The sequence below is a fragment of the Bifidobacterium bohemicum DSM 22767 genome, assembly GCF_000741525.1.
Classification (GTDB): Bacteria; Actinomycetota; Actinomycetes; order Actinomycetales; family Bifidobacteriaceae; genus Bifidobacterium; species Bifidobacterium bohemicum.
Window position 1 is genome coordinate 236827 of record NZ_JGYP01000001.1, and the last position, 26855, is coordinate 263681.

The following is a 26855-nucleotide window of genomic DNA, read 5'->3' on the forward strand; positions in this document are numbered from 1 at the left end:
AAGGACAAGGAAAAGAGGCAACGATGTTCAGACGCGATGACGCGCCACTGTTGAAGCTCCGCGACATTTCGGTACGGTTCGGCTTTGTGGATGCCTTAAAGGAAGTCAGTCTCGATGTTTTCAGCGGCGAAGTGGTAGCCATTGTGGGAGACAACGGCGCCGGTAAATCCACTCTGGTCAAAGTCATCGGAGGACTTCAGACACCCAGCGGAGGCGATATCGAATACGGCGGGCAACCGGCGAGCATCCACAGCGTACACGAAGCAAACGCCATCGGCATCGTGTCCGTGTTTCAAGGCCAGGAGTTCTGCAACAACCTCGATGTCTCATCGAATCTGTTTCTTGGCCATGAATTGAAGGACTCCCACGGCATGCGGGATGACGAATCCATGAATTCGAAGGCCCGGCAGATTCTTCAGGAGTTTTCCTCTGCGATTCGTGTCGGACAACCGATTTCGACGCTTTCCGTGGGCCAGCGGCAGACCGTGGCCCTTGCCAGAACCCTTCTGAACGATCCGAAGCTCATTTTGCTCGATGAACCTACGGCCTCATTATCCGTAATGCAGACCGCAGAAGTGCTTAACTATATCAAGCGACTGCGCACGCAGGGTCGCTCGGTCATTCTCATCGGACATGATTTACCCGACGTATTCGCCGTGAGCGACCGAATCATCGTCCTACGCCACGGCAGAATCAACGGCATCCACGAAACACTTGAGACCAGCTATGAACAGATCATCGCCGAGATCGCCGGAGTCAATGGCAGCAGCGCGAATCTTGACTCCATCACCAGCATGAATCAATATGACAACCTTATGAGCCGACGCACTCTGATAGACCGAACGATGCAGTTTCAGGCGGCAAGCACCGACGAGTCTTACGGTCCGTAGATACCGCGGAATATTGAATTCGCTGAGTAACGTCAACCAATCAAGAAAAAGAACACGGAACATGAATGTTGTCACCCTAGTCGTTTCCATCGCTTGCGCTCTAGCCGGACTCTTGGTCGGGCTTGCGTTTGGCACCATGCCGCTACGGTCCGGACTGATGACCGAGCAGCAGCGAAGCTGGCAGCAATGGTGGGGCATCGGTTTCGTCCTGGTTGTGCTGGGACTCATGGTCACCAGACAGGACGTACCATCCTGGACCATTCTTATAGCGGCGGTCGTCGGCGTCGCCGTGGCCCGCATCCCACCCCTGCACCGTGCCATGATAGGCAAATTCCCAGCCTTCGCACCGAAGACGCCCGTCAAACAATCCGATGTCAATAGTCCCAAGCCTGGCCGTAAGTCGAAAAGGAACCACGTGAACAGGAAGAAAAAACATCGCTGAACCGCGACCCGAATCAGGTTTGTGAGAGGTGTTCACCGGATTTTTCGGATGTTGCCTACCGGGCTGTCCGATACCGGTAAGCAGGGATCGATCTGGCCGTTCGTCACGATTGAAATGTCATACATAAATGTCATACATACGGTAGGCGCGGGCACGCGTACCAAGTTGCGCTCCGCAATGGCGAACAGAGAGCCGAACCGTGCGCGACCATCGAAGATGCCTGTAAAACACTACGCTGCTTCGTCAAATAGCGGGCTGACGTTGGCCCAGATTTTACGCACCGTTCTGGGGCGGTTCATGGCGTACAGATGCACCCCATCAACCCCATGGGCCACCAGATCGGCAATCTGCTGCGAGGCATATACCATGCCGGCCTGCTTGAGCGCCGGAAGATTGTCCCGCCAACGGTCGGCCATGGCCTTTACGGCAGGAGGCAGACAACAGCCGTTGCAACTTGTCATGCGTTCAAGGGACTTGACACTGCGCACAGGCATGATGCCCGCCTCGATCGGAACGTCGATTCCTCTGGCCCGCGCCAAATCGACAAACCGATAGAAGTCGGCGTTGTCATAGAACAGCTGGGTAATCAGACGGGTCACACCCGCGTCGATCTTACGCTTGAGATTGTCTATATCTGTCTGCAGATTCGAAGCCTCGACGTGACATTCCGGATAACAGGCACCATAGATGCGCATGCCCGGCTTACGACGGCTGATGTAGGCGGCCAAGTCACTGGCGTGACTGAACACGCCACACGGTTCCACACCTTCGATAAAGTCCCCACGAAGCGCCAACACCGCTTTGACCCCCGCCTCCTCGAACATGTCAAGCGCCTGATCGATGGCCTGTTCGTCGTTGTACAATGCGGTCAGGTGAGCCACGGCCGGAATATGGTACTCGTCGTTGATGGTCTTTGCGATCCGAGCGGTAACGGTCCGGTCAGCCAACGCACCCTGCCGATAAGTGACGGAAATGAAATCAGGATGGACGTCTTCAAGGCCGTCGAGCGTATCATAAATCGTGCCTACCGGAGACGAGTTCTTCGGAGGGAAGACCTCAAGCGAAAAAACCGGCGAATGCATCCTTGTCAATCTCCTGTATCCTTTTATACTTCAAGAGGATTCGCGGCCATCGCCCGATAAAGGCGAGAGCCGCGAAACACCTTCACCGATCAACGCAACGAAGAGCCGGCAGCCAGTTCAGTACGCACCTTCTTGGCTGCCTCGACCATATGTTCAAGGCTTGGCCAGGTCTCCTCGTTGCCACGGGTTTTCAGACCACAATCAGGGTTGATCCACACGCGGCCAGCGTCAGCCTTCTTCAGGATGGCGTGGATGCGCTCGACCAGCTCATCAGTGGATGGGATGCGCGGCGAATGGATGTCGTAGACGCCGGGACCCACTTCGGTCTCGAAGTTCGCTTCCTCGATGGCGTCGAGCACCACGAGGTCGCCACGTGATGCCTCGAAGGAGATCACATCAGCGTCCATATCATCGATGTCCTTGATGATGTCGTTGAACTCCGAATAACACATGTGGGTATGGATCTGAGTTTCCGGCTTGACTCCCGAGTGCACCAGACGGAAGGCCGGAACGGCCCAGTCTAGGTACTTCTTATGCCAATCGGAGCGGCGCAACGGCAGCTTCTCGCGCAGTGCGGCCTCGTCGATCTGGATGACCTTGATGCCGGCGGCCTCGAGATCGAGCACCTCGTCGCGGATGGCCAGCGCCAGCTGCTGGGTCTGCAACTCGTTGCTGATGTCCTCGCGCGGCCACGACCAGTTGAGGATGGTGACCGGTCCGGTGAGCATGCCCTTGACGACATGCTTGGTGCGGCTCTGGGCGTACTTGCTCCAGCGCACCGTGATCGGCTCGGCGCGGGAGACGTCGCCCCAGACGATCGGAGGCTTGACGCAGCGGGTGCCGTAGGACTGCACCCACGCGTTCTTGGTGAACAGGTAGCCGTTCAGGTGCTGACCGAAGTACTCGACCATGTCGTTGCGTTCGAATTCGCCGTGCACCAGCACGTCCAGGCCGATTCTCTCCTGATGATCAATCACCTGGTCGATCTGGCCGGCGATGAACTGGTCATACTCATCCTGCGAGATCTCGCCCTTGCGCAGCTTCGCCCGGGTGGAACGCACTTCGCGGGTCTGCGGGAAGGAGCCAATGGTCGTGGTCGGCAGCTCCGGCAACCCCAACTGATCATGCTGCACCTTACGGCGCTCGGCGCGTGCGGGCTGACGCACGAAGTCCTTGTCGTCCAAAGCGTTCAGACGCTCGGCCACGGCCTTGTCCGCGGCGACGCGGCTGCCGTCGAAGAGGGCCTGATTGGCCGCGAGGGCCTTGGAGACCTTACGGGTTCCATCATCGGCATCGGCCAAAGCCGCGATATCGGCCACCTCGCCAAGCTTCTCAACGGCGAACGCGAAGTGCTTGCGGACCTCCGGTTTCAGGCCGGTCTCCCCTTCGGTGCTGAACGGCACATGGAGCAGGGACGAGGCGGTGGCCACGGCCACATTGCCGGTCTTGGTCTTCAGCGCATCGATAAGGCCGAGACTGGTCGCGTAATCGTTGCGCCAGATGTTGCGTCCATTGACCACGCCGGCAAAAATAGTGGTGCTTTGCGGCACGCCGAACCGTTCCACGGCGGCAAGGTTCTCTTCACGACCCTCGTTCAAATCGAGGCCGATGCCGTCAAAGCCCAGCAGGCTCGCGGTCTCGTAGATATCGGCGATATGACCGAAATAGGTGTTGAGCAGAATCCTGACGGATCCGTCAGCGCCATTTCGTGCAGACAGGATAACCGAATACAGAGCCTTGAACAGCTCTTCGTCCCCATCTTCCTTATCGAGCACAAGATACGGTTCATCGAACTGAAGCCAAGCGGCACCCAGAGACGCGAACTTGCTGACGATTTCGGCGTATACGCCGGCGACCGCGTCAACCAAACCCTGATCGAGCTCGAGTTCCTCGGCTTGTGGATTTCGCGCGAGCTTCAGGAAGGTATAGGGGCCGATAAGCACCGGTTTGGTGTCGATGCCCTGCACCTTGGCCTCATTGAATTCATCGAACGGCTTAGTGGAGTTGAGTCTGATTTGTGTGGTGGAATCGATTTCCGGCACCAGGTAGTGATAGTTGGTGGTGAACCATTTTTTCATCGGCAGTGCGGTGACGTCGCCCTGAGGGCCTTGGTAGCCACGCGCCATGGCGAAGAGAGTGTCCTCTGCGTTGTCGAAAGCCAGTCGACGATAGCGCTGGGGTATCACATTAAGCATGATGGCCGTGTCCAGCATCTGGTCGTAGTAGCTGAAATCGTTGCTCGGTATCAGATCGATGCCGGCGTCGGCCTGCAGCTTCCAGTGCGCGGAGCGAAGACTCCCGCCCGTTTCACGCACGTCGTCGAGGCGCGCGGCGCCCTTCCAATAGGCTTCGATGACCTTTTTAAGTTCGCGGTCGCGCCCGATGCGCGGAAAACCGGAGACGGATGCCAGAACGGACATGATTCCTCCAAAATGATTCGACGACAGACTATCCCTTAGCCTACCAAACCCTCACGTTCAAAGGTCATTAGTCCACCGTGCATGTCGCTATAAATCCAATTTAGACCAACGGCGCAAAATGGCGGTGCGGTGCGGTTTCTCTTGAGAAACCGAAGTTGGCTTTCCTTCGATGGTTCAGGCCGATCGCCCCTCATCGCCAAGGTTCGGCACCACGGCAAGCTGATCGCCCAAGTCGCGCAGCACCTTGTGCAGCTTGCGGTCGGAGATGTCGCGCAGCTCGAGGTCGGCCAAACGGTCGGCACGTTCCGATTCGGTCAGACAATCAATGTCGGTTTCCGTGTCTTTGGTGGGCCGGTCACGTTTGCGCAGGGCCGCAAATCCGGTGGCCATCGCGCGCGTGACAATAAGAAAGCCCGTATGTCCGATCATCTGATGGTCAGGGCGTACAGCAAGACCCTCGGCCTTCCACTGACGTTCAAGACTCTCCTGAATTTCGGGTTCCGTCCAACATTCAGCCCCGCGCAACGCCTCGCACAACCGGGACATCTGCGTGGTGGTGGTGACGTAACAGATAAGAACGCCCCCAGGGGCAATGACGCGATACGCCGCTTCCAGACGGTTCCACGGGTCCAGCATGTCAAGCACGATACGGTCATATGGGCGTGACGATGACGATGGTCGCGATAATTGCCGTAGTTCCGTTTCATCTTCCGAACGCAACAATTCAGCACTTGCATGACACGACGAGACCGCTTGTCCACCGGCAACGTTGAAATCTTCAGCGAGATTTGCCGCGACACTGTCAAAATCTCCTGTGAGCAGATTCCACCATTCAGGCTTCTTGCCGTAGTAGAGCGTGACGTTGGCCCGAGCCACCTTGGCAAATTCAGAACGCATTTCAATGGTGGTCAGGGTTCCGGTGGAACCTACCGCGTCGAGCAGGTTAAGACTCATGGCACCACTGCCCGCACCTGATTCAAGCACTTTCATGCCGTTGCGGATATCCCCCAGCTGGATGACCTGCGCTATGTCCTTGGGGTACATGATCTGGGCGCCGCGCGGCATCGACAGTACGTAGTCGGCCAGCCTCGGCCGCATCACCGCATACTGCCAGCCTCCGATGGCGCGTGCGGCCTTCCACGGTTTGGGTTTGTCGTGGCCAGGCACGGCGCTTTCGACCTGCGCCTCGCGCTTGGAGGTGACGGTAGTGATCACAACCCCTTCTGTACCGCCGATCACGTCATCATGCAAAATCAGTCCATGCTCGGTTTGCGTGGAACCGCCCGGCACCAGCTGATCGGTGATACGCTTGCCCTTGCGGTCCGTGAACTGAACCTTCTCCCCCGCTTGCAACCGGCCGAATCCCGGCATGCCATCACCTCGCCTTTCCCTTCTTCACCAACGACAATCAGATCATCAATCGCCCTGCCGCCCGGTGCTGCAACCGAACAAGCCCGCCGCTGTTTCATTCCGTGCACCTGCGACAAACAAGAACCCGGCATGACTGGACACGTTATGCGACGATTCATTAAAAAATTAACCTTTTACATCATACTCGACAGGGCAAGCAAGCATGGAACCATGAAGTGGCGAGCGACAAACGCACAATAAAAGAGCGGAGAATCGGCTTCTCCGCTCCAAACTCGACGCGTACGCTATTTAACGCGAGACTCGGACCGCCACCAGTCACCAAGCCGCTCGATGTTGCCGGCGATGTGGGCGCAGGAGGCGTCGAACGCCTTCTGCTCCTCGTCGGTAAGGGCGAACGGAAGCGTCTGCTCGACACCGTTGGCACCGATTACACACGGAATACTGGCGAAGAGGCCGCTATGCCCATACTCGCCGGTCAGCAGCGTGGAGCAGGCCGTGACGTAATGCTCGTTGGAGACGACCGCCTGCACGATGCGGCAGGCGGCGGAGGCGACCGAATACTCGGTGCAATGCTTGCCTTCCATGGCGATATAGCCGTTGTGAACCGCGTGATCGTTCGCATCGGCACGATCGAACCCGAAACGCTCGGGCTGTTCGGCGGTCAGTGCGTCAAGCGACTTGCCGCCGAAAGTGACCGCGGAGAACGCGGCGAATTCGGAGAAACCGTGCTCCCCGAGCATGTAGGCGTTAATCGAGTGCTGGTCGATGCCGGTATGCTGTGAGATGACGTTGCGGAGGCGGGCGGAATCAAGAGCGGTACCGGAACCGATGATACGCTTGGGGTCATAGCCGGAAAGCCGCCAGATTTCGGTGGCGATTACGTCACAGGGGTTTGCGATCGAAACCCAAATGCCTTGGAAGCCTGCATCGGTGATGCGATGCACGAAGGTACGGGCGATATCGGTGGTGACAAACAGTTCGCCGTCGCGGCTCTTGGCCGAGGAGAGCACATCGCCGGCCGCATTGACGATCACATCGCAACCCGCCAGCTTTTCGTACTCATCACCCACGCCGACGATGGCGCAGTTATGAGGATAGAACGAAAGCGTGTCGGTCAGGTCCTGAACCTCTGCGGCGAGTTTCCTCTCATTGATGTCGCACAGATACAGCTCGTCGGGAATGCCCGTTTCCAAGAGACGATTCGCGACGTGTGCGCCGACGTGCCCTTGACCGACGATACCGATTTTTCGAATCAATGCCATAATGGATACCTCTCACTCGAACCGATGATGTCCATGTCAATCTAGGCACATCGCAAGGCATATGCAAAGGAATGTCCCACTATGTAAAACACGGCATGCATTCGATGCCGCAGGAGCCGAACAGCCCCTACTTTTCACCTTTCCGCACGTCAAGGTTCACGTTCTTCAAAGCGCCACGCCTATCGCATCGAAACTCGACATCCGTCAGTTTCCAGGCCGAAACATCGGCCCTCGACACGGACGGTTCACTGTCCGTGTCGAGGGCCGTTCCGCCGCGTCCTCAGGCTCTCATACAGCGGTTCCGTTCGCATCAAGATTGGGGTTGTGACGGTAATCCCCGGCGGTGAAGAACAGACTGATGACACCGACGACGAACACGGCCGAAACGGTGATCATGAGCCACAGCGGGTGACTCGGCAGCCACATCACGACAAAGAAGGCGATGGCAGCCGCGACGATGAACACCCAGCTGGCCACACGGAACCACTGACGCACCGAATGCGGGGCGCGGAGCACCGTCGGGTTTTTCAGATCCGGGTCATCGTCCAAAGTGGGCGAGGAAAGCGTCTCGGCCTTCGGCTTCCAGCCGGTACCACCGTCTTCAATAAGGTGCCGGCTACGTTCCTGCAACGCGTATTCGTCGACGATGCCGGTGCGGCCTCGGGTTCTATCGAACCGGTCTTGGGTACCTTGGCGGGTGCGCTTGGCCTGAGCCCTACGCTCGGCGCGATTTGGCATTTCTGCTCCTTCCAACGATGAGGTATGACTACGATTCTATCGCAGTCGGCGCCAATCGAGCCAAAACGTGCCGCATGAGCAGTCGCCATGCCGCAAAGCAACCACCGAAACCCTAACGGTCACGACGCACACCTTTGCCGGAACCAGGCAAACAAGCAAACCGACGGAAACGGCTAGAGCGACCGTAATGACATCGGACGTTGGGTCGAGTCGATCGGGGCGGGCAATTCGGTCGAACCGCCGGCACTCAAAGTCCGGTCGACTGCGGCGGCGCAACTGCGTCCTTCGGCAATCGCCCACACGACAAGGCTTTGGCCTCGTCCGGCGTCCCCGCAGACGAAAACACCGTCCTGGCTGGTCTTGAAATCGGCATTTCTGGCGAGATTGCCGCGACGGTCGAGTTCAACCGGCAACTGGTCAAGCATCGTGGTGGTGTCGGGATGATGGAACCCTGTCGAGACGAGCACCAGATCGGCCTCAATCGTACGTTCGCTACCGGGCACATGTTCGCGCGCGCCACCGATCCCCCGGTGCACGTCAACCACTTCGACCCCGGTGACATGACCTGTATCGTCGGCCGTGAATCCGGCAACAAGACCCGAATCGTCAAGGGTGACGCTCGTCCGGTCGGTCACTTGTGAACCTTCGAACTCAACGGTATCGGTGTTGTAGCAGTAGACACCTCCCTCCTGCATGGATGTCGTCGGCTGATACAGACGGGCGTATGTCGGCCAAGGCTCATTCTCGGGACGGACGTCAGGCTCTTTCGGGTTGATCTGCAAGACGGTCACGCTCCGGGCACCTTGCCGAATTGCGGTGCCAAGGCAGTCCGAACCGGTGTCGCCGCCGCCGATGATGACCACGCGCTTGTCTTTCGCGTCGATGCCATGGTGCAGCGTACCGCCTTCGAGGCGACGGTTGGCGTCCGGCAGATAATCCATTGCAAAGTGGATGCCGTTCAGGTCGCGCCCGGGCACCTTCACGTCACGCGGCACCGTCGAACCGATTGCCACGACCAGGGCATCATAGCGGGAGCGCAAATCATCCCACGAAATGTCCTTGCCAATCTCCACACCCGTGCGAAACACGGTGCCCTCAGCGACCATCTGGGCAAGCCGACGGTCGATCAGACCCTTATCGAGTTTGAACGACGGTATGCCGTAACGCATCAGGCCGCCTATCTTCTCGTCCTTTTCATAGACGACGACGGTGTGACCGGCGCGCGTAAGCTGCTGTGCGCATGCAAGCCCTGCCGGCCCGGAACCAACGATGGCGACGGTCATATCCGTCAGCCTCTGCGGCGGCATCGGCTGGACATAGCCGAGCTTGTAGGCCTGGTCGATGATGGTCTGTTCGTCGGCCTTGATCATGGTGGGTGGCTGGTGAATGCCCAACACACACGCCTGTTCGCAGGGAGCAGGGCAGATCAGTCCGGTGACCTCCGGAAAATTGTTGGTTCTGGAAAGTCGGTGGTACGCCTCTTCCCATTTGCCTTGACGCACCAGATCATTGAATTCCGGTATGAGGTTGCCCAACGGACAGCCTGTCATACAGAACGGTGTGCCGCAGTCCATGCACCGAGCGGCCTGTTCTTGGGTCCAGGGTTGCAACCCCTCTTCGGCGTGCACGTCGTTCCAGTCGTGGATACGCTCCGCGACCGGCCGGTCGGCAACCTCATGACGGGCACGAACGTTCAGGAATCCTCTTGGGTCACTCATCAGCTAGCCTCCATCACATGCTCATATACCTGCTCCCATGCGCCCGGAGCATCAAAATCGACACCGTCCTCGTCCGCTTGGTCCATGGCGGCCGTCATGGCCACGAACTGCTTGGGAACGATGTGGGTGAACCGCCCGACAGATGCATCCCAGTCCTCGAGCAGCTGCCGGGCGAACGCGGACCCTGTCCGACTGACATGCTCTGCAACCAGTTGTCTCACCGTCGAGGAAGTGCCGTCATCCAGCGGCTCGAACAGCAACGCTCCGTCGTCCACCGCCGAAGGATTCACTTTGCCCATGTCGAGGTCAAGCACATATGCGTGGCCTCCCGAGAAACCGGCCCCGAAGTTGCGTCCGGTGGGCCCAAGCACCACGACGGAACCGCCGGTCATGTATTCGCAACCGTGATCGCCCACACCCTCGACCACGAAAGTCGCCCCTCCGTTACGCACGGCGAAACGCTCACCGGCCCGGCCCGCAACGAACATCCGCCCGCTGGTGGCACCGAAACCGGTGACATTGCCCGCTATCACATTCTGGTGAGGGTCGAAGCAGACGTTTTCGGGGGGACGGACGACAATGGTTCCACCGGAAAGGCCTTTACCTGCGTAATCGTTGACTTCTCCGACTATACGCAAGGTCTCGCCTCGTGGAATGAACGCGCCGATGGACTGCCCGCCCGATCCGTTCAACGTCATATCAATCGTGTCATCAGGCAGTCCGGCGGCACCATACCGGCGTGTGATCTCATAGCCGATCATCGTGCCGACGGTGCGGTCGACGTTACGAATCGGTACGTTCAGACACACCTTAAGGCCTTGCTCCAACGCCGGGCGTACCCGTTCGATCAGGGTGTGATCCAGCGCCTTGTCCAACTCATGGTTTTGCGCCTCGGTATTATGCAATATCGTGCCGGGGGTCGGGCCGGGCTGAGCCAGTATGTTCGTCAGATCCACGCCCTGGGATTTCCAACGCCTCACCGCCTGATCGGTCTGGAGGCACTCGACATGGCCCACCGCCTCCTCAAGGCTGTGGAAGCCAAGCTCAGCCAGCAGCTCTCGCACTTCACGGGCGATGAACATGAAGAAGTTGACCACATATTCGGGTTTGCCGGTAAAGCGTGCGCGAAGTTCAGGATCCTGGGTCGCGATGCCCTGCGGGCAGGTGTTGAGATGGCACGCCCGCATCATCACACAGCCTTCGGCCATGAGCGCCGTAGTGGCGAAGCCGAATTCCTCGGCACCCAGCAGTGCCGCGATCACGACGTCTCGCCCGGTCTTGAGCTCGCCGTCGCACTGCACGACGATGCGAGAGCGCAAACCGTTCAGAATCAAGGTCTGCTGGGTTTCGGCAAGCCCGATCTCCCAAGGCGTGCCCGCATGCTTGATGGCGTTAAGCGGTGCCGCTCCGGTGCCACCGTCGGACCCGGAAATCAGTACGACATCTGCATGGCATTTGGCGACCCCCGCCGCCACGGTGCCGACCCCGAACTCGGAGACGAGTTTGACATGAATCCGCGCCTTGGGATTGGCCATCTTCGCATCATAAATGAGCTGTTTCAAATCCTCGATGGAGTAGATGTCATGGTGAGGCGGTGGGCTGATCAGTTCGACACCGGGGGTGGCATGGCGTACTTTGGCGATCCACGGCGGCACTTTCGCGCCTGGCAGATGGCCTCCCTCTCCCGGTTTGGCCCCTTGGGCGAGCTTAATTTGCAGATCCGTGGCATGGACCAGGTAATCACTGGTTACGCCGAAACGGGCGGAGGCAATCTGCTTGATGCGACTGGAACGACACGGATCGGCGATGCGGTCGTCCGATTCGCCGCCTTCACCGGAATTGGAGCGCGCACCAAGCGAGTTCATGGCAATCGCAAGCGTCTCGTGAGCCTCCTGCGAGATGGAACCGTAACTCATCGCACCGGTCGAAAAACGCTTGACGATCTCCGTTTCCGGTTCGACTTCGTCAATCGGTATCGGTTGACGGCCCCGCTTGAACTCCATCAACCCGCGCAAAGTCATGATCCGGTTCGACGTGTCGTCGACATGCTTCGAATAACGCTTGAACAGGTCGTAATCACCGCGCTGGGTGGCCTGCTGGAGCAGGAAGATGGATTCCGGATCGTTGAGGTGATCCTCGCCGGTCCGCCGCCACTTGTATTGACCTCCGACGCGCAACCTACGGTGCGGCGTGGCGGTCCATTGGTTGGGATAGGCCACGCCATGTCGCAACTGCACCTCTTGAGCGATCTGGTCCAAGCCAATGCCGCCCACACGTGAGGTGGTACCTGTGAAGTATCGGTCAATCACATCCTGATTCAGGCCGACGGCCTCGAAAAGCTGAGAGCCACGGTAGCTCATGATGGTGGAAACGCCCATTTTACTCATGATTTTGAGCACGCCGGTCGAAAGCGCCTGACGCAGATTCGCAACTCCTGTTTTGGCGTCCACCGAAAGAAATCCGGATGCCGCCAAATCCTCCACCGTCTCGAAAGCGAGGTACGGGTTGACGCATGCAGCGCCATACGCGACCAGCAGCGCGACATGATGAATTTCACGCACATCACCGGCCTCCACCGCCATCGAGACCTGCGTCCTGGTGTGGGTTTGAAGCAAGTGGTGCTGCACTGCGCTGGTCAACAGGAGCGACGGAATAGGCCCCCAAGTATGATTGGAGTCACGATCGGACAGGACGATGAAATTGCATCCTTGGGCTATGGCCTGATCGATCTCGTCAAAGATCTCATCCAACCGGGCTTCGAGCGCCCTGCCTCCGCCGGCCACTTGGTACAGGCCACGAACAATGAACGGCTTGTAATAGCCACCTAGCACGCTGGCACGGTCGAGGCGCTTGAGCTGTGCCATCTCATCGGAATCGACCACAGGGTATGGTATGACGATTTTTTTGGCGGACAGTTCCATATCCTCCAACAGGTTCGGTTCCGGGCCGATGGCCGAGGCCAGCGAAGTCACGATGCGCTCGCGCTCCCAGTCCAGCGGCGGGTTCGTCACCTGGGCGAACTTCTGGGTGAAGTAGTCGAACAGCATGCGTGAATGATTCGACAACACCGGTTGCGGCGCATCGTTACCCATGGCGCCGATCGGCTCCTTGCCGGTGTTGGCCATCGGGGTCAACAGGATTTTCAGATCCTCCTGCGTGTAACCGAAAGCGCGTTGACGGCGTTCGACGGAAACCCCTGAATGACGCACATGCTGGCGGGCCGGAAGCTCTCCGAGACTTACGCTATTGCCTTCAACCCATTGACGGTATGGGTGCTGCGAAGCGAGTTTCCTTTTGATTTCCACGTCAGGCACGACGCGGCCGGCCGTGGTGTCCACCAAAAACATCTTGCCCGGTTCAAGACGGCCTTTGGCCACGATACGGCTCTGATCGGTGCCGGGCAGCACGCCGGTCTCACTGGCCAACACGACATATCCGTCTTCGGTGATCTGCCAGCGTCCGGGACGGAAGCCGTTGCGATCGAGTTGAGCGCCCACCAACGTTCCGTCGGTGAAGATGATGTTGGCAGGGCCGTCCCACGGCTCGATCAGGGAATTGTTGTATTCGTAGAACGCGCGCACGTCAGGGTCGAGGCTCGTATCGTTCTCCCAAGCCGGAGGCAGCATCATCAGCACGGCGTGCGGAAGGCTGCGCCCCGCCAGATGCAACAGTTCAAGGCACTCATCGAATGTGCCGGAATCCGAATACCCGGGCGTGGTGATCGGCAGCAAAGGCTCGAACTGCCCGATCAGTTCGCTTGAGAACCTGCCTTCGCGGGCCGAAAGCCAGTTGCGATTGCCTTGTATCGTGTTGATTTCGCCGTTATGGGCAATCAAACGGAACGGTTGGGCCAACGGCCAGCTCGGGAAGGTGTTGGTGGAAAAACGCGAATGGACAACAGCGATACGAGCCTTCATGGCCGGGTCGAGCAGATCGGGGAAGAAACCCGTCAACTGCATGGTGGTGAGCATGCCCTTGTAGGTGACGGTACGCGCCGAAAGCGAGGCGAAGTAGATACCCACCTCATGTTCGACGCGCTTGCGTACGCGGAAAGTGAGGCGATCCAGACCTAGACCACTCGACTCCTGTTCGCCAACCGTCTGCCGACCTGTTTTTGCGGCGTCGTCCGGCAAGCCCACCACCAGCATCTCAAAGGAAGGCATGGAGGCAAGGGCCTGCAACCCCAGTCCATCAGGGTTGGTGGGCACGGTCCGCCATGCGAGCACCTCAAGCCCTTCTTCTGAGGCAATGGCCGCGATGCGTTGTTTCTGTTCGGCGGATTTGGCCAGGTCGCGGTCAAGGAAGGCCATGCCGGCCGCATACCGTCCAAACGATGGCAGTTGACGGCCTTGCGGCAGCACAATGACCTTACGCATGAACTCGTCCGGCATCGACAAAAGAATTCCGGCGCCATCACCCGTATTCTCTTCGGCTCCGACGGCCCCTCGGTGATTGAGGTTCACCAACACTTCCATGGCGTCATCGACCACTTTGCGTTCGGCTTCGCCGTTTAACGTAGCTACCATGCCCACACCACACGCGTCATGCTCGGCGGCAGAATCGTACAGCCCTTCGGACGGGCGGACCGTCAAATCAAGTGGGGTTTCACATGCCATCAGATCACCTCGTTTTATCCATGTCATCGCACCTACATCACAAACCGATTGCGGCACCGGACGTTTCACAGACTAACCTCACATCATGTCAGAAATGTATCGAAGTCCACAAACGACAACAAATTGTTCGAATAATGGACGCTTACCGCTCCCCGTCGATATCATACGCGACCGATGCCGCCTTATCCGACACCCGGCGAAACTTCGCCTGCGCAGCGCAACCGTCGATCCATGCAATACCAAGCCCATTCGGCAACAGCCACCATCGTAACGGGCCCGATGACTACATATCGCAAATATCCAAGACTCGGGCGATCAGGGTGTCGTTGAGCAGACGCCCCTTCCGACTCGGGGCGATACGACCGTTGTCAAGAAACTCAATCAGTCCTTCACGCTCCAGCGAAGTCAGGAGCGCACGGTCAACATGATGTCCGGAAGCCTGTTCGACCCTCGAAACGTCAAGCCCCTCTCTTAGCCGCAGGCCCAGCATCACGGTCTCTTCAAGGTTCTGATCGTGAGTGATGACCTCACTGCCGGCCCAAGGCACGTCTGCTTGCCTCATCGCCTCAGCCCACTGCCTCGGATGCGCGATGTCCCATGCACGCACGCCGAACTGGCTGGCGTCCATTCGGACGGCGTCCGCGCCTTCCTGCCCCATTGGTTCTTGGTCTGCGGACGTGACGCCAACTTTACGGAATCCGTCCTCATCGATGTCGCGAGCGCCGAGATCGGCATGTTCTCGCCATGCACCGATCGAGGACGTGCGATAGTGCGAGTGCGCTCCGGGGCCGATTCCGGCCCAATCGACATTGCGCCAATATCCAAGGTTGTGTCGGCTTTCATGGCCCGGACGCGCCCAGTTGGATATCTCGTACCATTGCAGGCCGGCTTGGGCGAACAGGTCGTCCGCCGATTCGTATTTCGCGGCCTCGTCGTCGTCATCGGGCTTGCCGATGGTGCCGGCCTTGATCTGCCGCCCCATTTTCGTGGTTGGTTCGACGGTCAGCGCATACGCGGAAATGTGATTGACGCCCAGCTCGATGGCTGTTTCAACCGATGTCCGCCAATCGTCCATACTTTCGCCGGGTGCGCCATAGATCAGGTCTACGCTGGAACGCAACCCCACCTTGTTCGCAGCCCTCACCCCCGCCTCGACATTGGCCGGCGTATGCGTGCGGTCGAGCGTCTTGAGCACATGCGGAACTGCTGACTGCATGCCGAAGGAAATGCGCGTGAATCCCGCGGTCGCCAACGATTCAAGATACCGTTCATCCACTGTGTCGGGATTGGCCTCGGTGGTTATCTCCGCACCTGGTTCAACGCCCCAGATGTCGTTCACTGCGCGGAGCACCCGCCCAAGGTCGTCCGCCGGCAGCAGCGTGGGCGTTCCCCCACCGAGGAACACAGTCGAGGCGGCGGGCTCATTGATGCCGTGCCGTTCCTGCCACGCTTTGACCAGCCCCATCTCTTCAATGGCCAGATTCGCGTAATTCCCGCGGGACGCCCCACCGCCCATGTCAACGGCGGTGTACGTGTTGAAGTCGCAATACCCGCAACGGCGATAGCAGAACGGCACATGGACATAAACCTCAAACATAGCCCACAACCCTATCGGCAACCCAAGCCAGTTGCAGCCTCCTGATTCTTGTCCACCCGTCACACCCCCGATGCCTGTCAGTCGCAACGCTATGGCTTTACGAACAACCTTGGATTGCACAGAAGTGTCCAAACACTTTGGCCGATCATGATGATGACAAAAATGACATGTTGTCGTTATATCTCGCTGCCTGATGGTCGCCGTAATTCCGCGCTAGGTATTACGAACAACCTTATGTACGGAATGCCTGACGGCCAAGCCTACACAGACCATGGTGAGCGCGAAAAGCGCGACAACGCCAGTCGACACGAACCATCCCGCGATGCTCGATCCAGAGCCGGCATACGCCCCCAAACCCATCGCCTGGTCGATGGCATCCACGTACCAACGGCCGCACAACAGTTTGCCGACAAGCGCCACCGGACCGGTCATCACCGAAGTGCCGAACGACCACGCCCCCGACGTGGCGGCGATGACCAACCCCACGACGTTCGCCAACCCGTTAACCGCGCGAGAGGAGAGCGCAAGACGACCGAGGACAAAACCGATGGAAACACCGAAGCACACATACACCGCCATCGAACACGTCGCCAAGACGACAGGCCCCCATGCCAAACCGGCCAAGGAACCGGTCTGCCATACAGTCACACCAACCGAAAGCACCAAGTAATAGACCGTCACCAGCAGGCCGATAACTGCGCAGGCCGCCAATAAACCGAAACTTACCGACTGCTGTCGCTCAGCCGAAACCTCCATGCGCCGACGCATCGATTCACTGGTGAAGGCGCCGACCACCAACGCGATGATGGAGATTGTGGAGGCGACGATCGGATAGTTGCCCAAAGTGAGGGAAAGACCGAATACGCGAGAGGCTGAGACATTGCCGGAGCCGTGTCTTGTGGCGACCACCGAAACGTGGGCATCCTCGCTGGCCGTCTTTGTCGCACGCAAGACATCGGTCACGGCTCTGCGCATTGCCGATTCGTCGTCCGGTTGAAGCGTTTGTTTGGAATTCGCCGAATCAGCGGACGACAGAGTATCTGCCGACAGGCCATCCGCCGGCAAGCCCGCCGATGAGGCACCGGAGGTATCGTCATGAGCGTCTCCTCCGGCAATGCCACCTGCGAGATATGCGGTTCGCAAATTGGAAAGGAAGGTCAGAACCTTCATTTCGGAAAGATCGTGCTTGTCATTCCGTGATCGAAGGACTGAATCCACTTGTTTCGGCGGTTGACCGGACAGCGCCGCCTGGGCAAAATCGCGCATGTACCCTTTCGGCACAACGAAAACGATATCCGCCTGGTCAGTGGCCATCGCGTCCTGAATTGCACGCCTGTCGTCATCAACGCGCACGACCGTGTTGGTTCGCCCAAGGTATTCCCGCAGCCCGGAAGCGACGCCACCCTTGTCTTCATCCCTATCGACAACAGCCACGTGCGATTTCAAAGGGGCATAAACCGGCTTCGAACCAGAAACCCCTGGCACGGACTGCGTCAGAAAGAACGTCATGATTACACTCAGACCGACCAAATACAGCAATATGTAAGATCGGTGCACCTTGGCCACTTCAAGAGCGGTTTTACAAATAGTCATAGCGTTGCCTCCTAAGCATCACGACCGCCACCAAAATGAACACGGCCGTCGTGGCGAGAATAAGCCCTAATCCGATCAAGAACGGACGATAATCATCGTAATACAGTAAGTCATAGAACAGGTCGCACACTTGGCTTGCGGGATTGATTCGAGCCAATACAGGTGCCTGCCTACGCAATCTATCACCCAACGCCATGGCCTGAGTGCCGTATAATCCGGTGAAAAATGACAGGAACAGAGTCAGCATCACACCCAGGGACAGCTTGATGCGTGCGGAAAGTTTCGGGATGACGCCAATCAGAAGCCCCATTCCACTTGCCATCAATGTCGAAGCCGCAACGGCAAGCACCGCGGCGGGCTCACGACCACCGATGCCAATGCCGACCACATAGCGCATCACCAGGAACGCAATCAACATGCAGGTGAACGAGATGGACCACGAAGACATGAGGACAGCGGTTATTTGCCTTATTTTTGAAGACGGTGAGACACTGACGCGTACGCCCAAGGCAGAAAGGTTCACCTGGGTAAGAGTGATCAAGTCAATGGCGATACTCATGCCCAATAGACACGCCATGCCCAACATCGAAAAATAGTAACGGGCAAAAGGACTCAATACATGACCAGTCAAACCGAGATGCCGCAGGAATCCAGTGGAATCACCGACGCTTGACGAAAAACGCGAGTCGGCCATGATAGCGTGGTTCTTGGCTGCCAACGCCCCGACCACTCGTCCGGTCTCATTATATTGCTGCAATGCGTAATCAATCGCGGTTGTTGCCAGCGTGACGACCTGATCCGATGAATTCACCGTCGTGTCGGCGAGCGTCATGTGCAAATCCCCGCCATCGCCAACGTACAGATACCCTTTGGCTTTGCCGTCTACCACCAACTGTTTGGCTGCCTCAATCGAGGATGCACGCGTAATGGAAATCAATTGCTCACTATCGTTGCCGCCACCCTGTTCAGCGCTGCCACTGTGCCTGCCGGCGAGCGCTTCGACCGTCTTGGCCACCCCGCTTTGTTTGTTCCAATTGGCATCCTGCGCCACAGCCATAGGCTGGGCGCTCACATGCATCATGTCGTTGACGTCGTTGAACATCAGTTGGAACAGCGCCATCATGATCAGCGGGAAGACGAGCACCCAGAAGATAATGCTGAAGTTTCTGAACCCCGCTTTGAGATAGGTCTTGAAAGCTATGAACATATCGTGCCCCTAATCCCTCAGAGCCTTGCCGGTCATCTCAAGGAACACATCGTTCAACGTCGGCGGGTTCGAGGAGACATGGCCGATGTTCGCGCCAGAACGCTCCAACATGTCTAGTACATCGACCAAGTTACGAGCGCCGGACTTGCACCGTACGGTGAGGGTCTTGCCATCGTAATCAGTTGAGGCCACGGTCGGCAGACCCCGAAGAGCCGCCATCGCATCACCGTCGAGATCCAATGTCTCGACGGTGATGAGCTCGCCGCTAGAAACCATCGCTTTGAGCTCATCGACCGTACCCTCAGCTACGTGCCTACCGTGATCCATAATGAGCACACGGTCGCAGATCTGTTCGACTTCCTCCATGTAGTGACTCGTATAGATCACCGTAGCGCCGGCCTGATTGAGACGTTGGATGCCTTCAAGAATCGCGTTTCGGCTCTGCGGGTCGACAGCCGCGGTGGGCTCGTCGAACAAAATCATATCCGGCTTATGCGCGATACCGCACGCAATGTTCAGACGCCTTTTCAGTCCGCCGGAGAGTTTCCCAGGACGGTATTTGCGAAAGTCCTCGAGACCCACCAGGGCAATCGCCTCGTCCACCAGCGACTTGCGCCTGTCTTTTTGCGCGACATACAGCGAACAGAAGTAGTCAATGTTTTCCTGAACACTCAGTTCATCGAACACCGCCACTTCCTGAGGCACCAGTCCGATGCGCGACTTCAGGACGTAAGCCGTAGGCGTCATCTCATGCCCAAAAACCTTGATATCGCCCGAGTCGTAAGTCAACAGTGACAATATGCAATTGATCGAAGTGGTTTTGCCGCTTCCGTTTGGTCCAAGCAGTCCGAAAATCTCGCCTTGCCTCACGTTGAGGTCAAAATCATCAAGCACAAGACTGTCGCCATATCGCTTGACCAAATGCCTCACCTGAAGCGCCAAAGCACCGTCTGAAGCCGGCGCATCACCGCCGATCTTTGCGTTCATATACCGTCGCCTTTCAATTCTCATCCATTAATCGTTATTTCCATTCTCCCGTGGACACCCGCGTCAGCGATAGTGAGTGTTGTCATTTCTTAACCTGCGATGATGACATTTGTCACTGGTTGAGACGCAAGAGCATCACGGCACCAAGTGCTAATGTCGAAACCATGAACGCGCAACATAGGGATTTTGCAGCCAGAATCTTGCTGCTGGCTTGTAGTGCCCTACTGGAAGCGCAACGGGAACGCGGGTCGTTCAGCACTGTCGCAATCGTCGCACTGCTGGCATCCATCTGCTGCTCAGCGCTGACACAATGGCTGAGCGACCGCAGCGGCAGCACCAGCAGATTGCAGACCTTCGTATGCATCATTCGGCTTGGGCTGTGCGTCGTGGCACTATGGATACCTGAATTTCTTGCATACACCCCATTACTTGCTTTTGACGCGATGAAGGTCTTAGCTGATTTTCCCATCACCACGGCGGACTGTCGGCAAAAAACACACGCGCCGGCATCAGGACGATTTTCCGTCAAGTATAACGATGACGGGATGAACCGAATCATCGGCAATGCACGCCTAGGGCAGATTGACCAATTCTCGGGATGGTTGAAGTTGATAACGGTCTGGTGTTGGGCAATCCCCCTGATCCGTTCATATTGGGCTTATACGTCCGCTGGAGATCCGCCCCCTTTGCGTCATCAACAGTTTAACGCCGTGCCAGCGCTGGAAGCCGGATCGGTCATCCTGCTGTCATGTTTGGCTGCGCTGTTAGGACATGCGTATACCATGGCCGACGCCGAGCACCAATCCCTGCTCCAGTTGTTCGACAAAATGAGAGTAACCCGACGCCATAACGCGGCCCAGGTCAAAACGCTACGCGACAGTCAAGCGGAATCAACACACGTGGCAACCTTGCGCGAACGTACTCGCATCGCCCGAGAAATACATGACAACGTCGGTCATATACTCACCCGCGCGCTGATGCAGACACAGGCAGCCAGCGCCGTCGCCACAGCAACCGGAAACCAGGCATCGGCCAAGGAACTGTCAGAGATCAGCACAAGCCTCAATGAAGCGATGACGATGGTCCGACGTTCCGTGCACAATCTGGAAGACGACGGCACCGATTTCAACGCACAAATCGCCGGTGTCGTCGATATGATAAATGCTGCTCGACCCGATTTTTACAGTCTCTCTGGACTGCGATATCACCGACACCCCAGCTCCGGTGGCTCGAACCTTGACCTCCGTCATCCGCGAAGCGCTGACCAACGTCATTCGCCATTCCGACACGAGCACGGCAACCGTCTCACTGCATGACTACCCTGCATTCTGGCAATTGTCGGTCTTCAACAAAAGCGGAGATACAACGCACCGGCCCATACCACAGAATCGCCATGATCTACGAGGCATGGGCTTGGCTACTATCGAGCAACGAGTTCAGGCTCTTGACGGAACCTGCCTGTGCGGCCCCTACCGAGACGGTTGGCGTGTGTTCGTCTCATTACCCAAAGCCCCATGGGCCAAACCCGACAGGGACGCTGGCGCACGGACCGAAGCGATCGGTGACGGGATGGCTACTATTGACAAGGAGCGGACCGGAGCATGAAAACGGCAATCGTAGATGACGACCCCATTGTCTGCTCATCACTGACCACGATCCTCGAAACCACTGAAGCCGCTGAAGTCCGATGGACCGCGAATGACGGCGAAACGGCCGTGACGAATTATTTCAGCAATCCCGCAAGCCGGCCGGATGTGCTGCTCATCGACATCCAAATGCCCGGCGTCGATGGCCTTCAAGCCGCACAGCGAATACTGGCCCGCGACAAAACCGCACGGATCCTGTTCCTCACGACCTTCGCAGACAAAGCATACATCGATCAGGCGCTGGCTTTGGAAGCCAAAGGCTACCTGATCAAACAGGACGTCACGGCGGTCGGCCCCGCGCTGCAGGCCGTAATGGCCGGACATATCGTCTTGGGCGCGGAAGTGCTCGACAGACTCTCGACAGCCCACACGCCAACGGCACCGACAACGGCATCATCATGGTTCTCGTCGTATTCGACACCACCATCGCCAACCGCATCACCGGACAGGAACGCGGGCATTGGAACCAACACCGATTCCCAATCCGCCTCAACCAATGAACGGACTTCCGTCTTCGCCGCGCTCAGCGACCGCGAGCGCGACATAGCGAGCCTTGTGTCCAAAGGACTTGACAACCATACGATCGCCGCCTACCTGTATTTAAGCGAAGGAACCGTACGTAACCGAATCACCGGTATCCTAGACAAGCTGGGTCTGTCCAACCGCACCCAGCTGGCCATCACTTGGATCAACGCCGGCTTACCATAAAGACGATTCTGACACGAAACGGCGCTAAACCCCCATACTCTGGCAGAGGTCTGATCGTCAGTCTACCTTCGATTTCCATTTTCGTCAGCAGGTCCGTGCGCCCGTCGGCTTCGGGCACATCCTGCTCGTAACGGGTGATGATGTTCCTGATGCCCTCATTAAGTGAAGCGCGAACCGAATCCTCATAATCTCCTCGCGTATAAAGGAATTCGATGTTTACCGAACCATCATAGAGGTTCGCCGCGTCGAAAATCGTTTTGAAATAGGTGTAGTCCGCATCTCCCATACCATGGCCGAATATCGAAATGCGATCCAACGGCCTGCCGTCTTCGGCCGGATCAAGAATACCCTTGTATGACATATTCCCCCGCTGTTCGAGCACACGGAAACTTTTGGTGAACGGGTAACGCTCATCGCGAATCGGGTCGGTATATGGTTCGTCTCCACCGTAGGCCGCGCCGACATGCTCACGACCGATCGGGTTGATGCCCAGGATCGGCGCGCCGCAGTCCCCGTGGATGTTCCGCATCTGAGTGACATGCAGATCGTCCAGATCGAACGGTTGCGTGTAATTGAACGACAGGATGCTGCGCGCACAGGGTGTCGCCGAATCAGCGAACTGCCCTTCCTTCAACATTGCCTTCCCATAGTAGGTCGCGCGCTTGCGATATTCGGGATCACTCTGCGTTTCAGCCAGATAGCCTCCGAACACATGCTCAAATGCGTAGAGTTCGTCCTTCAACATCTGCCGAATTTGCCTGAAACCCGCATGTCCGGCGAATGGATCCGGCAAATCGGTCGCGCAAGCGTCGAACAGGGTTTGGAATGTTCTTTTGTATTCGTCAAAACGTTATGGCACACCGGTCGCGATACCGCATCTAGGCCGTGGCGCCGATGCCACGGATCCGCTTACTTCGCCGCCTTTTCAGCGGCGCGGATCTTGTTCTTGGTGTCGATGTCGACCGAGGCGTTCGGCCCCACCCCCTCACCGGTCTGCAAGGCGGCGACGAACGCCTCCTGCGGCACCTCGACATGACCGAGCATCTTCATGCGCTTCTTGCCGGCCTTCTGCTTCTCCAACAGTTTGCGCTTGCGGGTGATGTCGCCGCCGTAGCATTTGGCGAGCACGTCCTTACGCAGAGCGCGGATGTTCTCACGGGCGATGATACGCGAGCCTATGGCGGCCTGAATCGGAATCTCGAACTGCTGGCGAGGAATGAGCTTGGACAGCTTCTTGGTCATCATCACGCCGTAAGTGTATGACTTGTCGCGATGCACGATGGCACTGAACGCGTCCACCTTCTCCCCCTGGATAAGGATGTCGACCTTCACCAGATCCGCGGCCTGCTCGCCGTCCTCGTGATAGTCCAGCGAAGCGTAGCCTTTGGTGCGACTCTTGAGCTGATCGAAAAAGTCAAACACGATTTCTGCCAAGGGGATTCGATAATGCATTTCGACGCGTTCGGGACTCAGGTACTCCATCGTGCCCATCTGGCCACGGTGATCCTGACACAGGTCCATCACCGCACCGATGAACTCCTTGGGCGTGATGATGTCGGCAGCCACCATCGGCTCGACGATCGACTTGATCTTGCCATCGGGGAATTCGCTGGGATTCTTGACCTCGTGCTCACTGCCGTCTTCAGCGGTAACCTTATACGTGACGTTCGGAGCCGTTGAAATCAGATCCAGGCCGAACTCACGACTGAGTCGTTCAGACACTATTTCCATGTGCAACAGCCCCAGGAACCCGCAACGGAAGCCGAAACCGAGCGCCACCGAGGTCTCCGGCTCGTAGGTCAACGCCGCGTCGTTGAGCTTGAGTTTGTCAAGCGCGTCACGCAGCTCGGGGAACTGCGCGTTATCGATCGGGAACAGACCGGCATAGACCATCGGACGGGGGTCTCGGTAGCCGGGAAGCGGTTCGGTGGCCGGGTGAACGGCGGAGGTCAGCGTGTCGCCCACCTTCGACTGACTCACGTCCTTCGCGCCCGTGATGATATAGCCCACTTCACCCGCGCCCAAGGCCTTGGTCGGGGTCATATCCGGGCTGATCACGCCTATCTCAATGGGCTCATGCGTCATGCCGATGCCCATCATATGAACCTTTTCACGGCTTTTGAGCTCGCCATCCTCCATGCGGATGTAGGTCACGATCCCACGGTAGGAGTCGTAGACCGAATCGAAGATCAAGGCTCGGGCCGGTGCTTCGGGTTCGCCGTGCGGAGCAGGCACCTCCATGACGATCTGATCGAGCAGATCGGCCACGCCCTCCCCCGTCTTGCCCGAAACCCGTAGAACATCCGATGGCTTGCAACCCAGAAGATTCGCCATCTCCTCGGCGTGCTTGTCGGGCTCGGCGCTGGGCAGATCGATTTTATTGAGCACCGGGATGATCGTCAGATCGTCTTCGATCGCCATATACAGATTCGACAGCGTCTGCGCCTCGATGCCCTGCGTGGCGTCCACAAGCAGCACGGCACCCTCACAGGCAGCCAAGGCACGCGAGACCTCGTATGTGAAGTCGACGTGTCCGGGGGTGTCGATCATCCCGAGCGTGTATTCAGTGCCTTCAAAGGTCCACGGCACACGCACCGCCTGGGACTTGATGGTGATGCCACGCTCCTGCTCGATGTCCATGCGGTCGAGGAAACGGTCGCGCATCTCACGTTCCGGCACGATGCCGGAAAGTTGCAGAATGCGGTCCGCCACCGTCGACTTGCCATGATCGATATGCGCGATGATGCAAAAATTGCGTATCAGCGATTGGTCGGTGTACCCCGGTTTGTTTGTCGCCTCGACCACTGCTGCCCTCCCTAGACGTATCTGTCCCCATGATATCGGCCGCGGTGGGCAAACGGGCCGGATGCCCGGTCGATAAGGCGGCGAACGGTGGTCACACGCCTTTATCCGCGCGCGGTGTTATCATGTACGCTTGTATGTCCTTAATAGAAAACGTTGTTTGGAGTAAATGTGGCAAACATTAAGTCGCAAAAGAAGCGCGTGCTGACGAACGAAAAGGCGCACAAGCGCAACGTCGCCGTGAAGTCCAGTCTGAAGACCGCCATCCGCGATACTCGCAAGGCCATCGAGGCGGGCGATAAGGCCGCCGCCGAGACCGCGTTCAAGATTGCCGGCCAGAAGCTCGACAAGGCCGCCAGCGCAGGCGTGATTCACAAGAACCAGGCCGCCAACCGCAAGTCGAACCTCGCCGTGGCGATCAACGCGCTGTAAGCTTATCTCAGCTTACCATTCAAACGGAGGAGGCCCGGGAATCGGAATGATTCCCGGGCCTCCTCCGTTATGCCTATCATCTGCCGAATTGGTGGAGGCCATCGATCACAGATCGATCATGACCTTCATGGCCTTCTGATCGGCGGCATGCTTGAAAACGTCATACGCCTTCTCGATGTCGTCGAAATCGAACGTATGCGTGGCCAGGTCCTCCGCGTGAAGCTTGCCCGAGCAACAGGTCTTCATCAACATGCCTGTTGTGTTGGCGTTCACCAGACCGGTGGTGATGGTCAGGTTGTCGATCCACAGCTTCTGAATGTCGAAGTTCACCGGCTTGCCGTGCACACCGACGTTCGACAAATGGCCACCGGCCTTGACGATCTTCTGGCAGATGTCCCACGTCGGTTCGATGCCGACGGCCTCGATGGCGCAATCGACACCACGGTTGTTCGTCAGCTCCATGACCTTTTCGACGGCGTTCTCCTTGCCGGAGTTGATTGTATCCGTGGCGCCCATCTGCCTGGCCATGGCCAAACGATTGTCGTCCATATCAATCATGATCACCTGCGACGGGGAATAGAGCAGACCGGTAAGCAGGCAACCCATGCCCACAGGACCTGCACCGACGATGGCAACGGTGTCGCCGGGCTTCACGTCACCGTACTGAACACCGATTTCATGCGCCGTGGGCAAAGCGTCGGAAAGCAACACACCGGCCTTTTCGTCCAGGTTGTCCGGGAACGCATACAACGAGTTGTCCGCGAACGGAGTGCGGACATACTCGGCCTGCGTGCCATCAATCATGTAGCCCATGATCCAGCCGCCACCGTTCAGACAGTGGGAGTACAGCTGCTTCTGGCAGTTCTCGCAAGTGCCGCAACGGCTCACGCAAGAGATGACGACCTTATCTCCCTTCTTGAAGTTCTTGACCGAGGAGCCGACCTCCTCCACGATGCCGATGCCTTCGTGACCGAGAATCCTGCCGTTGAAGCTTCCCGTCTTTTCGATGGCGGTCTGCTCGATCTCGGGATTCTTGCCTTTCAGAATCCCCAAATCCGTTCCGCAGATCGTTGTTTTGGTCATCCGGATAATGGCATCCGTCGGTTCGATAATCTCCGGCCTTGGACGTTCTTCAAATCGGGCATCATTGTCCCCGTAATAAACCATGGCCTTCATTGACATTCTCCTTAGTGTATTTTTGTGAAACACATCACAGTTATAGTAACATGACGCACATGCATTCAAGAGGGCTTGACAAGCCCGTTTCAACGGTTCAGCCCCCCCCCGAACAAGCCGGCCGCTCCTGCATTCGCAAGCGCGAGTAAGGCGTTAATCACTGGAATC

20 protein-coding genes are annotated in these 26855 nt (G+C 57.8%); 6 read left to right on the forward strand and 14 right to left on the reverse strand.

All coding sequences use genetic code 11. The annotated features are described in order from the left end of the window. The first annotated feature begins 23 nt into the window (after positions 1-23). Together BBOH_RS01000 and BBOH_RS01005 are read left to right on the forward strand one after the other, a co-directional pair. Positions 24-890 (forward strand): ATP-binding cassette domain-containing protein, encoded by an 867-nt coding sequence (locus BBOH_RS01000; protein WP_033520253.1) that lies wholly within the window; start codon positions 24-26, stop codon positions 888-890. 61 nt (positions 891-951) lie between these two features. Continuing rightward, positions 952-1332 carry a hypothetical protein gene (locus BBOH_RS01005; protein WP_052118098.1) on the forward strand — a complete coding sequence of 127 codons (381 nt, stop codon included), beginning with the start codon at positions 952-954 and terminating at the stop codon, positions 1330-1332. Between the two features lie 230 nt (positions 1333-1562). Here the strand turns inward: BBOH_RS01005 and metF are convergent, their stop codons facing one another. The 11 genes from metF to BBOH_RS01060 all read right to left on the reverse strand — a co-directional run bounded on the left by metF (position 1563) and on the right by BBOH_RS01060 (position 19923). After that, positions 1563-2414 carry a methylenetetrahydrofolate reductase [NAD(P)H] gene (gene metF / locus BBOH_RS01010; protein ID WP_033520255.1) on the reverse strand — a complete coding sequence of 284 codons (852 nt, stop codon included), beginning with the start codon at positions 2412-2414 and terminating at the stop codon, positions 1563-1565. An 89-nt stretch (positions 2415-2503) separates the two neighbouring features. Continuing rightward, positions 2504-4834 carry a 5-methyltetrahydropteroyltriglutamate--homocysteine S-methyltransferase gene (gene metE / locus BBOH_RS01015; protein WP_033520257.1) on the reverse strand — a complete coding sequence of 777 codons (2331 nt, stop codon included), beginning with the start codon at positions 4832-4834 and terminating at the stop codon, positions 2504-2506. Between the two features lie 174 nt (positions 4835-5008). Beyond that, the gene (locus BBOH_RS09145) at positions 5009-6205 is read right to left on the reverse strand and encodes a tRNA (adenine-N1)-methyltransferase (protein WP_035140089.1); all 1197 of its coding nucleotides are present in this window, start codon (positions 6203-6205) and stop codon (positions 5009-5011) included. A gap of 284 nt (positions 6206-6489) precedes the next feature. Beyond that, positions 6490-7467 carry a lactate/malate family dehydrogenase gene (locus tag BBOH_RS01025; RefSeq protein WP_033520259.1) on the reverse strand — a complete coding sequence of 326 codons (978 nt, stop codon included), beginning with the start codon at positions 7465-7467 and terminating at the stop codon, positions 6490-6492. A 288-nt stretch (positions 7468-7755) separates the two neighbouring features. Then, the gene (locus BBOH_RS01030; protein WP_033520261.1) at positions 7756-8205 is read right to left on the reverse strand and encodes a membrane protein; all 450 of its coding nucleotides are present in this window, start codon (positions 8203-8205) and stop codon (positions 7756-7758) included. 173 nt (positions 8206-8378) lie between these two features. Next, positions 8379-9923, reverse strand: a complete 1545-nt coding sequence (locus BBOH_RS01035; protein WP_033520263.1) for a glutamate synthase subunit beta — start codon at positions 9921-9923, stop codon at positions 8379-8381. Continuing rightward, on the reverse strand, positions 9923-14539 hold the full coding sequence (gene gltB / locus BBOH_RS01040) for a glutamate synthase large subunit (RefSeq protein ID WP_033520264.1): 4617 nt from the start codon (positions 14537-14539) through the stop codon (positions 9923-9925). Before gltB ends, BBOH_RS01035 begins: the two co-directional genes overlap by 1 nt. A gap of 283 nt (positions 14540-14822) precedes the next feature. Continuing rightward, complete coding sequence (gene hemW / locus BBOH_RS01045) at positions 14823-16136, reverse strand: radical SAM family heme chaperone HemW (protein WP_033520265.1); 1314 nt, start codon at positions 16134-16136, stop codon at positions 14823-14825. Between the two features lie 213 nt (positions 16137-16349). Continuing rightward, positions 16350-17729: an ABC transporter permease gene (locus tag BBOH_RS01050; protein WP_033520266.1), complete on the reverse strand. Its 1380-nt coding sequence runs from the start codon at positions 17727-17729 to the stop codon at positions 16350-16352. Next, complete coding sequence (locus tag BBOH_RS01055) at positions 17716-18936, reverse strand: ABC transporter permease (RefSeq protein ID WP_033520267.1); 1221 nt, start codon at positions 18934-18936, stop codon at positions 17716-17718. Before BBOH_RS01055 ends, BBOH_RS01050 begins: the two co-directional genes overlap by 14 nt. Positions 18937-18945: 9 nt before the next feature. Then, the gene (locus BBOH_RS01060) at positions 18946-19923 is read right to left on the reverse strand and encodes an ABC transporter ATP-binding protein (protein ID WP_044098002.1); all 978 of its coding nucleotides are present in this window, start codon (positions 19921-19923) and stop codon (positions 18946-18948) included. A gap of 119 nt (positions 19924-20042) precedes the next feature. Between BBOH_RS01060 and BBOH_RS01070 the strand changes: the two genes are divergently transcribed. From BBOH_RS01070 to BBOH_RS01075, 3 genes are all read left to right on the forward strand, one after another. Then, positions 20043-21239, forward strand: coding sequence for a sensor histidine kinase (locus BBOH_RS01070; RefSeq protein ID WP_156097514.1), 1197 nt, complete (start codon positions 20043-20045; stop codon positions 21237-21239). A 97-nt stretch (positions 21240-21336) separates the two neighbouring features. Further along, positions 21337-21528, forward strand: coding sequence for a hypothetical protein (locus BBOH_RS08150; RefSeq protein WP_156097515.1), 192 nt, complete (start codon positions 21337-21339; stop codon positions 21526-21528). Further along, positions 21525-22277 carry a response regulator transcription factor gene (locus BBOH_RS01075; RefSeq protein WP_033520269.1) on the forward strand — a complete coding sequence of 251 codons (753 nt, stop codon included), beginning with the start codon at positions 21525-21527 and terminating at the stop codon, positions 22275-22277. Before BBOH_RS08150 ends, BBOH_RS01075 begins: the two co-directional genes overlap by 4 nt. On the opposite strand, the gene BBOH_RS01080 is transcribed toward BBOH_RS01075, so the two are convergent. Together BBOH_RS01080 and lepA are read right to left on the reverse strand one after the other, a co-directional pair. Beyond that, a complete protein-coding gene (locus BBOH_RS01080; protein ID WP_033520271.1) occupies positions 22258-23022 on the reverse strand; it encodes a hypothetical protein in 765 nt (254 codons plus the stop codon). The two genes, BBOH_RS01075 and BBOH_RS01080, sit on opposite strands and share 20 nt — an antisense overlap. Before the next feature lie 164 nt (positions 23023-23186). Next, a complete protein-coding gene (gene lepA, locus BBOH_RS01085; protein WP_033520272.1) occupies positions 23187-25082 on the reverse strand; it encodes a translation elongation factor 4 in 1896 nt (631 codons plus the stop codon). A 168-nt stretch (positions 25083-25250) separates the two neighbouring features. On the opposite strand from lepA, the gene rpsT reads away from it, so the two are divergent. Then, on the forward strand, positions 25251-25511 hold the full coding sequence (rpsT, locus tag BBOH_RS01090; RefSeq protein ID WP_033520274.1) for a 30S ribosomal protein S20: 261 nt from the start codon (positions 25251-25253) through the stop codon (positions 25509-25511). Positions 25512-25616: 105 nt separating this feature from the next. Here rpsT and BBOH_RS01095 read toward each other — a convergent pair whose 3' ends face one another. After that, a complete protein-coding gene (locus BBOH_RS01095; RefSeq protein WP_202805391.1) occupies positions 25617-26687 on the reverse strand; it encodes a zinc-dependent alcohol dehydrogenase family protein in 1071 nt (356 codons plus the stop codon). Positions 26688-26855 lie beyond the last annotated feature (168 nt).

Excerpts from the sequence above, each read along its gene's own strand:
- BBOH_RS01000 (WP_033520253.1), top strand. The coding sequence starts at position 24 with ATGTTCAGACGCGATGACGCGCCACTGTTGAAGCTCCGCGACATTTCG.
- BBOH_RS01005 (WP_052118098.1), top strand. The coding sequence starts at position 952 with ATGAATGTTGTCACCCTAGTCGTTTCCATCGCTTGCGCTCTAGCCGGA.
- metF (WP_033520255.1), bottom strand. The coding sequence starts at position 2,414 with ATGCATTCGCCGGTTTTTTCGCTTGAGGTCTTCCCTCCGAAGAACTCG.
- metE (WP_033520257.1), bottom strand. The coding sequence starts at position 4,834 with ATGTCCGTTCTGGCATCCGTCTCCGGTTTTCCGCGCATCGGGCGCGAC.
- BBOH_RS09145 (WP_035140089.1), bottom strand. The coding sequence starts at position 6,205 with ATGCCGGGATTCGGCCGGTTGCAAGCGGGGGAGAAGGTTCAGTTCACG.
- BBOH_RS01025 (WP_033520259.1), bottom strand. The coding sequence starts at position 7,467 with ATGGCATTGATTCGAAAAATCGGTATCGTCGGTCAAGGGCACGTCGGC.
- BBOH_RS01030 (WP_033520261.1), bottom strand. The coding sequence starts at position 8,205 with ATGCCAAATCGCGCCGAGCGTAGGGCTCAGGCCAAGCGCACCCGCCAA.
- BBOH_RS01035 (WP_033520263.1), bottom strand. The coding sequence starts at position 9,923 with ATGAGTGACCCAAGAGGATTCCTGAACGTTCGTGCCCGTCATGAGGTT.
- gltB (WP_033520264.1), bottom strand. The coding sequence starts at position 14,539 with ATGGCATGTGAAACCCCACTTGATTTGACGGTCCGCCCGTCCGAAGGG.
- hemW (WP_033520265.1), bottom strand. The coding sequence starts at position 16,136 with ATGTTTGAGGTTTATGTCCATGTGCCGTTCTGCTATCGCCGTTGCGGG.
- BBOH_RS01050 (WP_033520266.1), bottom strand. The coding sequence starts at position 17,729 with ATGACTATTTGTAAAACCGCTCTTGAAGTGGCCAAGGTGCACCGATCT.
- BBOH_RS01055 (WP_033520267.1), bottom strand. The coding sequence starts at position 18,936 with ATGTTCATAGCTTTCAAGACCTATCTCAAAGCGGGGTTCAGAAACTTC.
- BBOH_RS01060 (WP_044098002.1), bottom strand. The coding sequence starts at position 19,923 with ATGAACGCAAAGATCGGCGGTGATGCGCCGGCTTCAGACGGTGCTTTG.
- BBOH_RS01075 (WP_033520269.1), top strand. The coding sequence starts at position 21,525 with ATGAAAACGGCAATCGTAGATGACGACCCCATTGTCTGCTCATCACTG.
- BBOH_RS01080 (WP_033520271.1), bottom strand. The coding sequence starts at position 23,022 with ATGTTGAAGGACGAACTCTACGCATTTGAGCATGTGTTCGGAGGCTAT.
- BBOH_RS01095 (WP_202805391.1), bottom strand. The coding sequence starts at position 26,687 with ATGAAGGCCATGGTTTATTACGGGGACAATGATGCCCGATTTGAAGAA.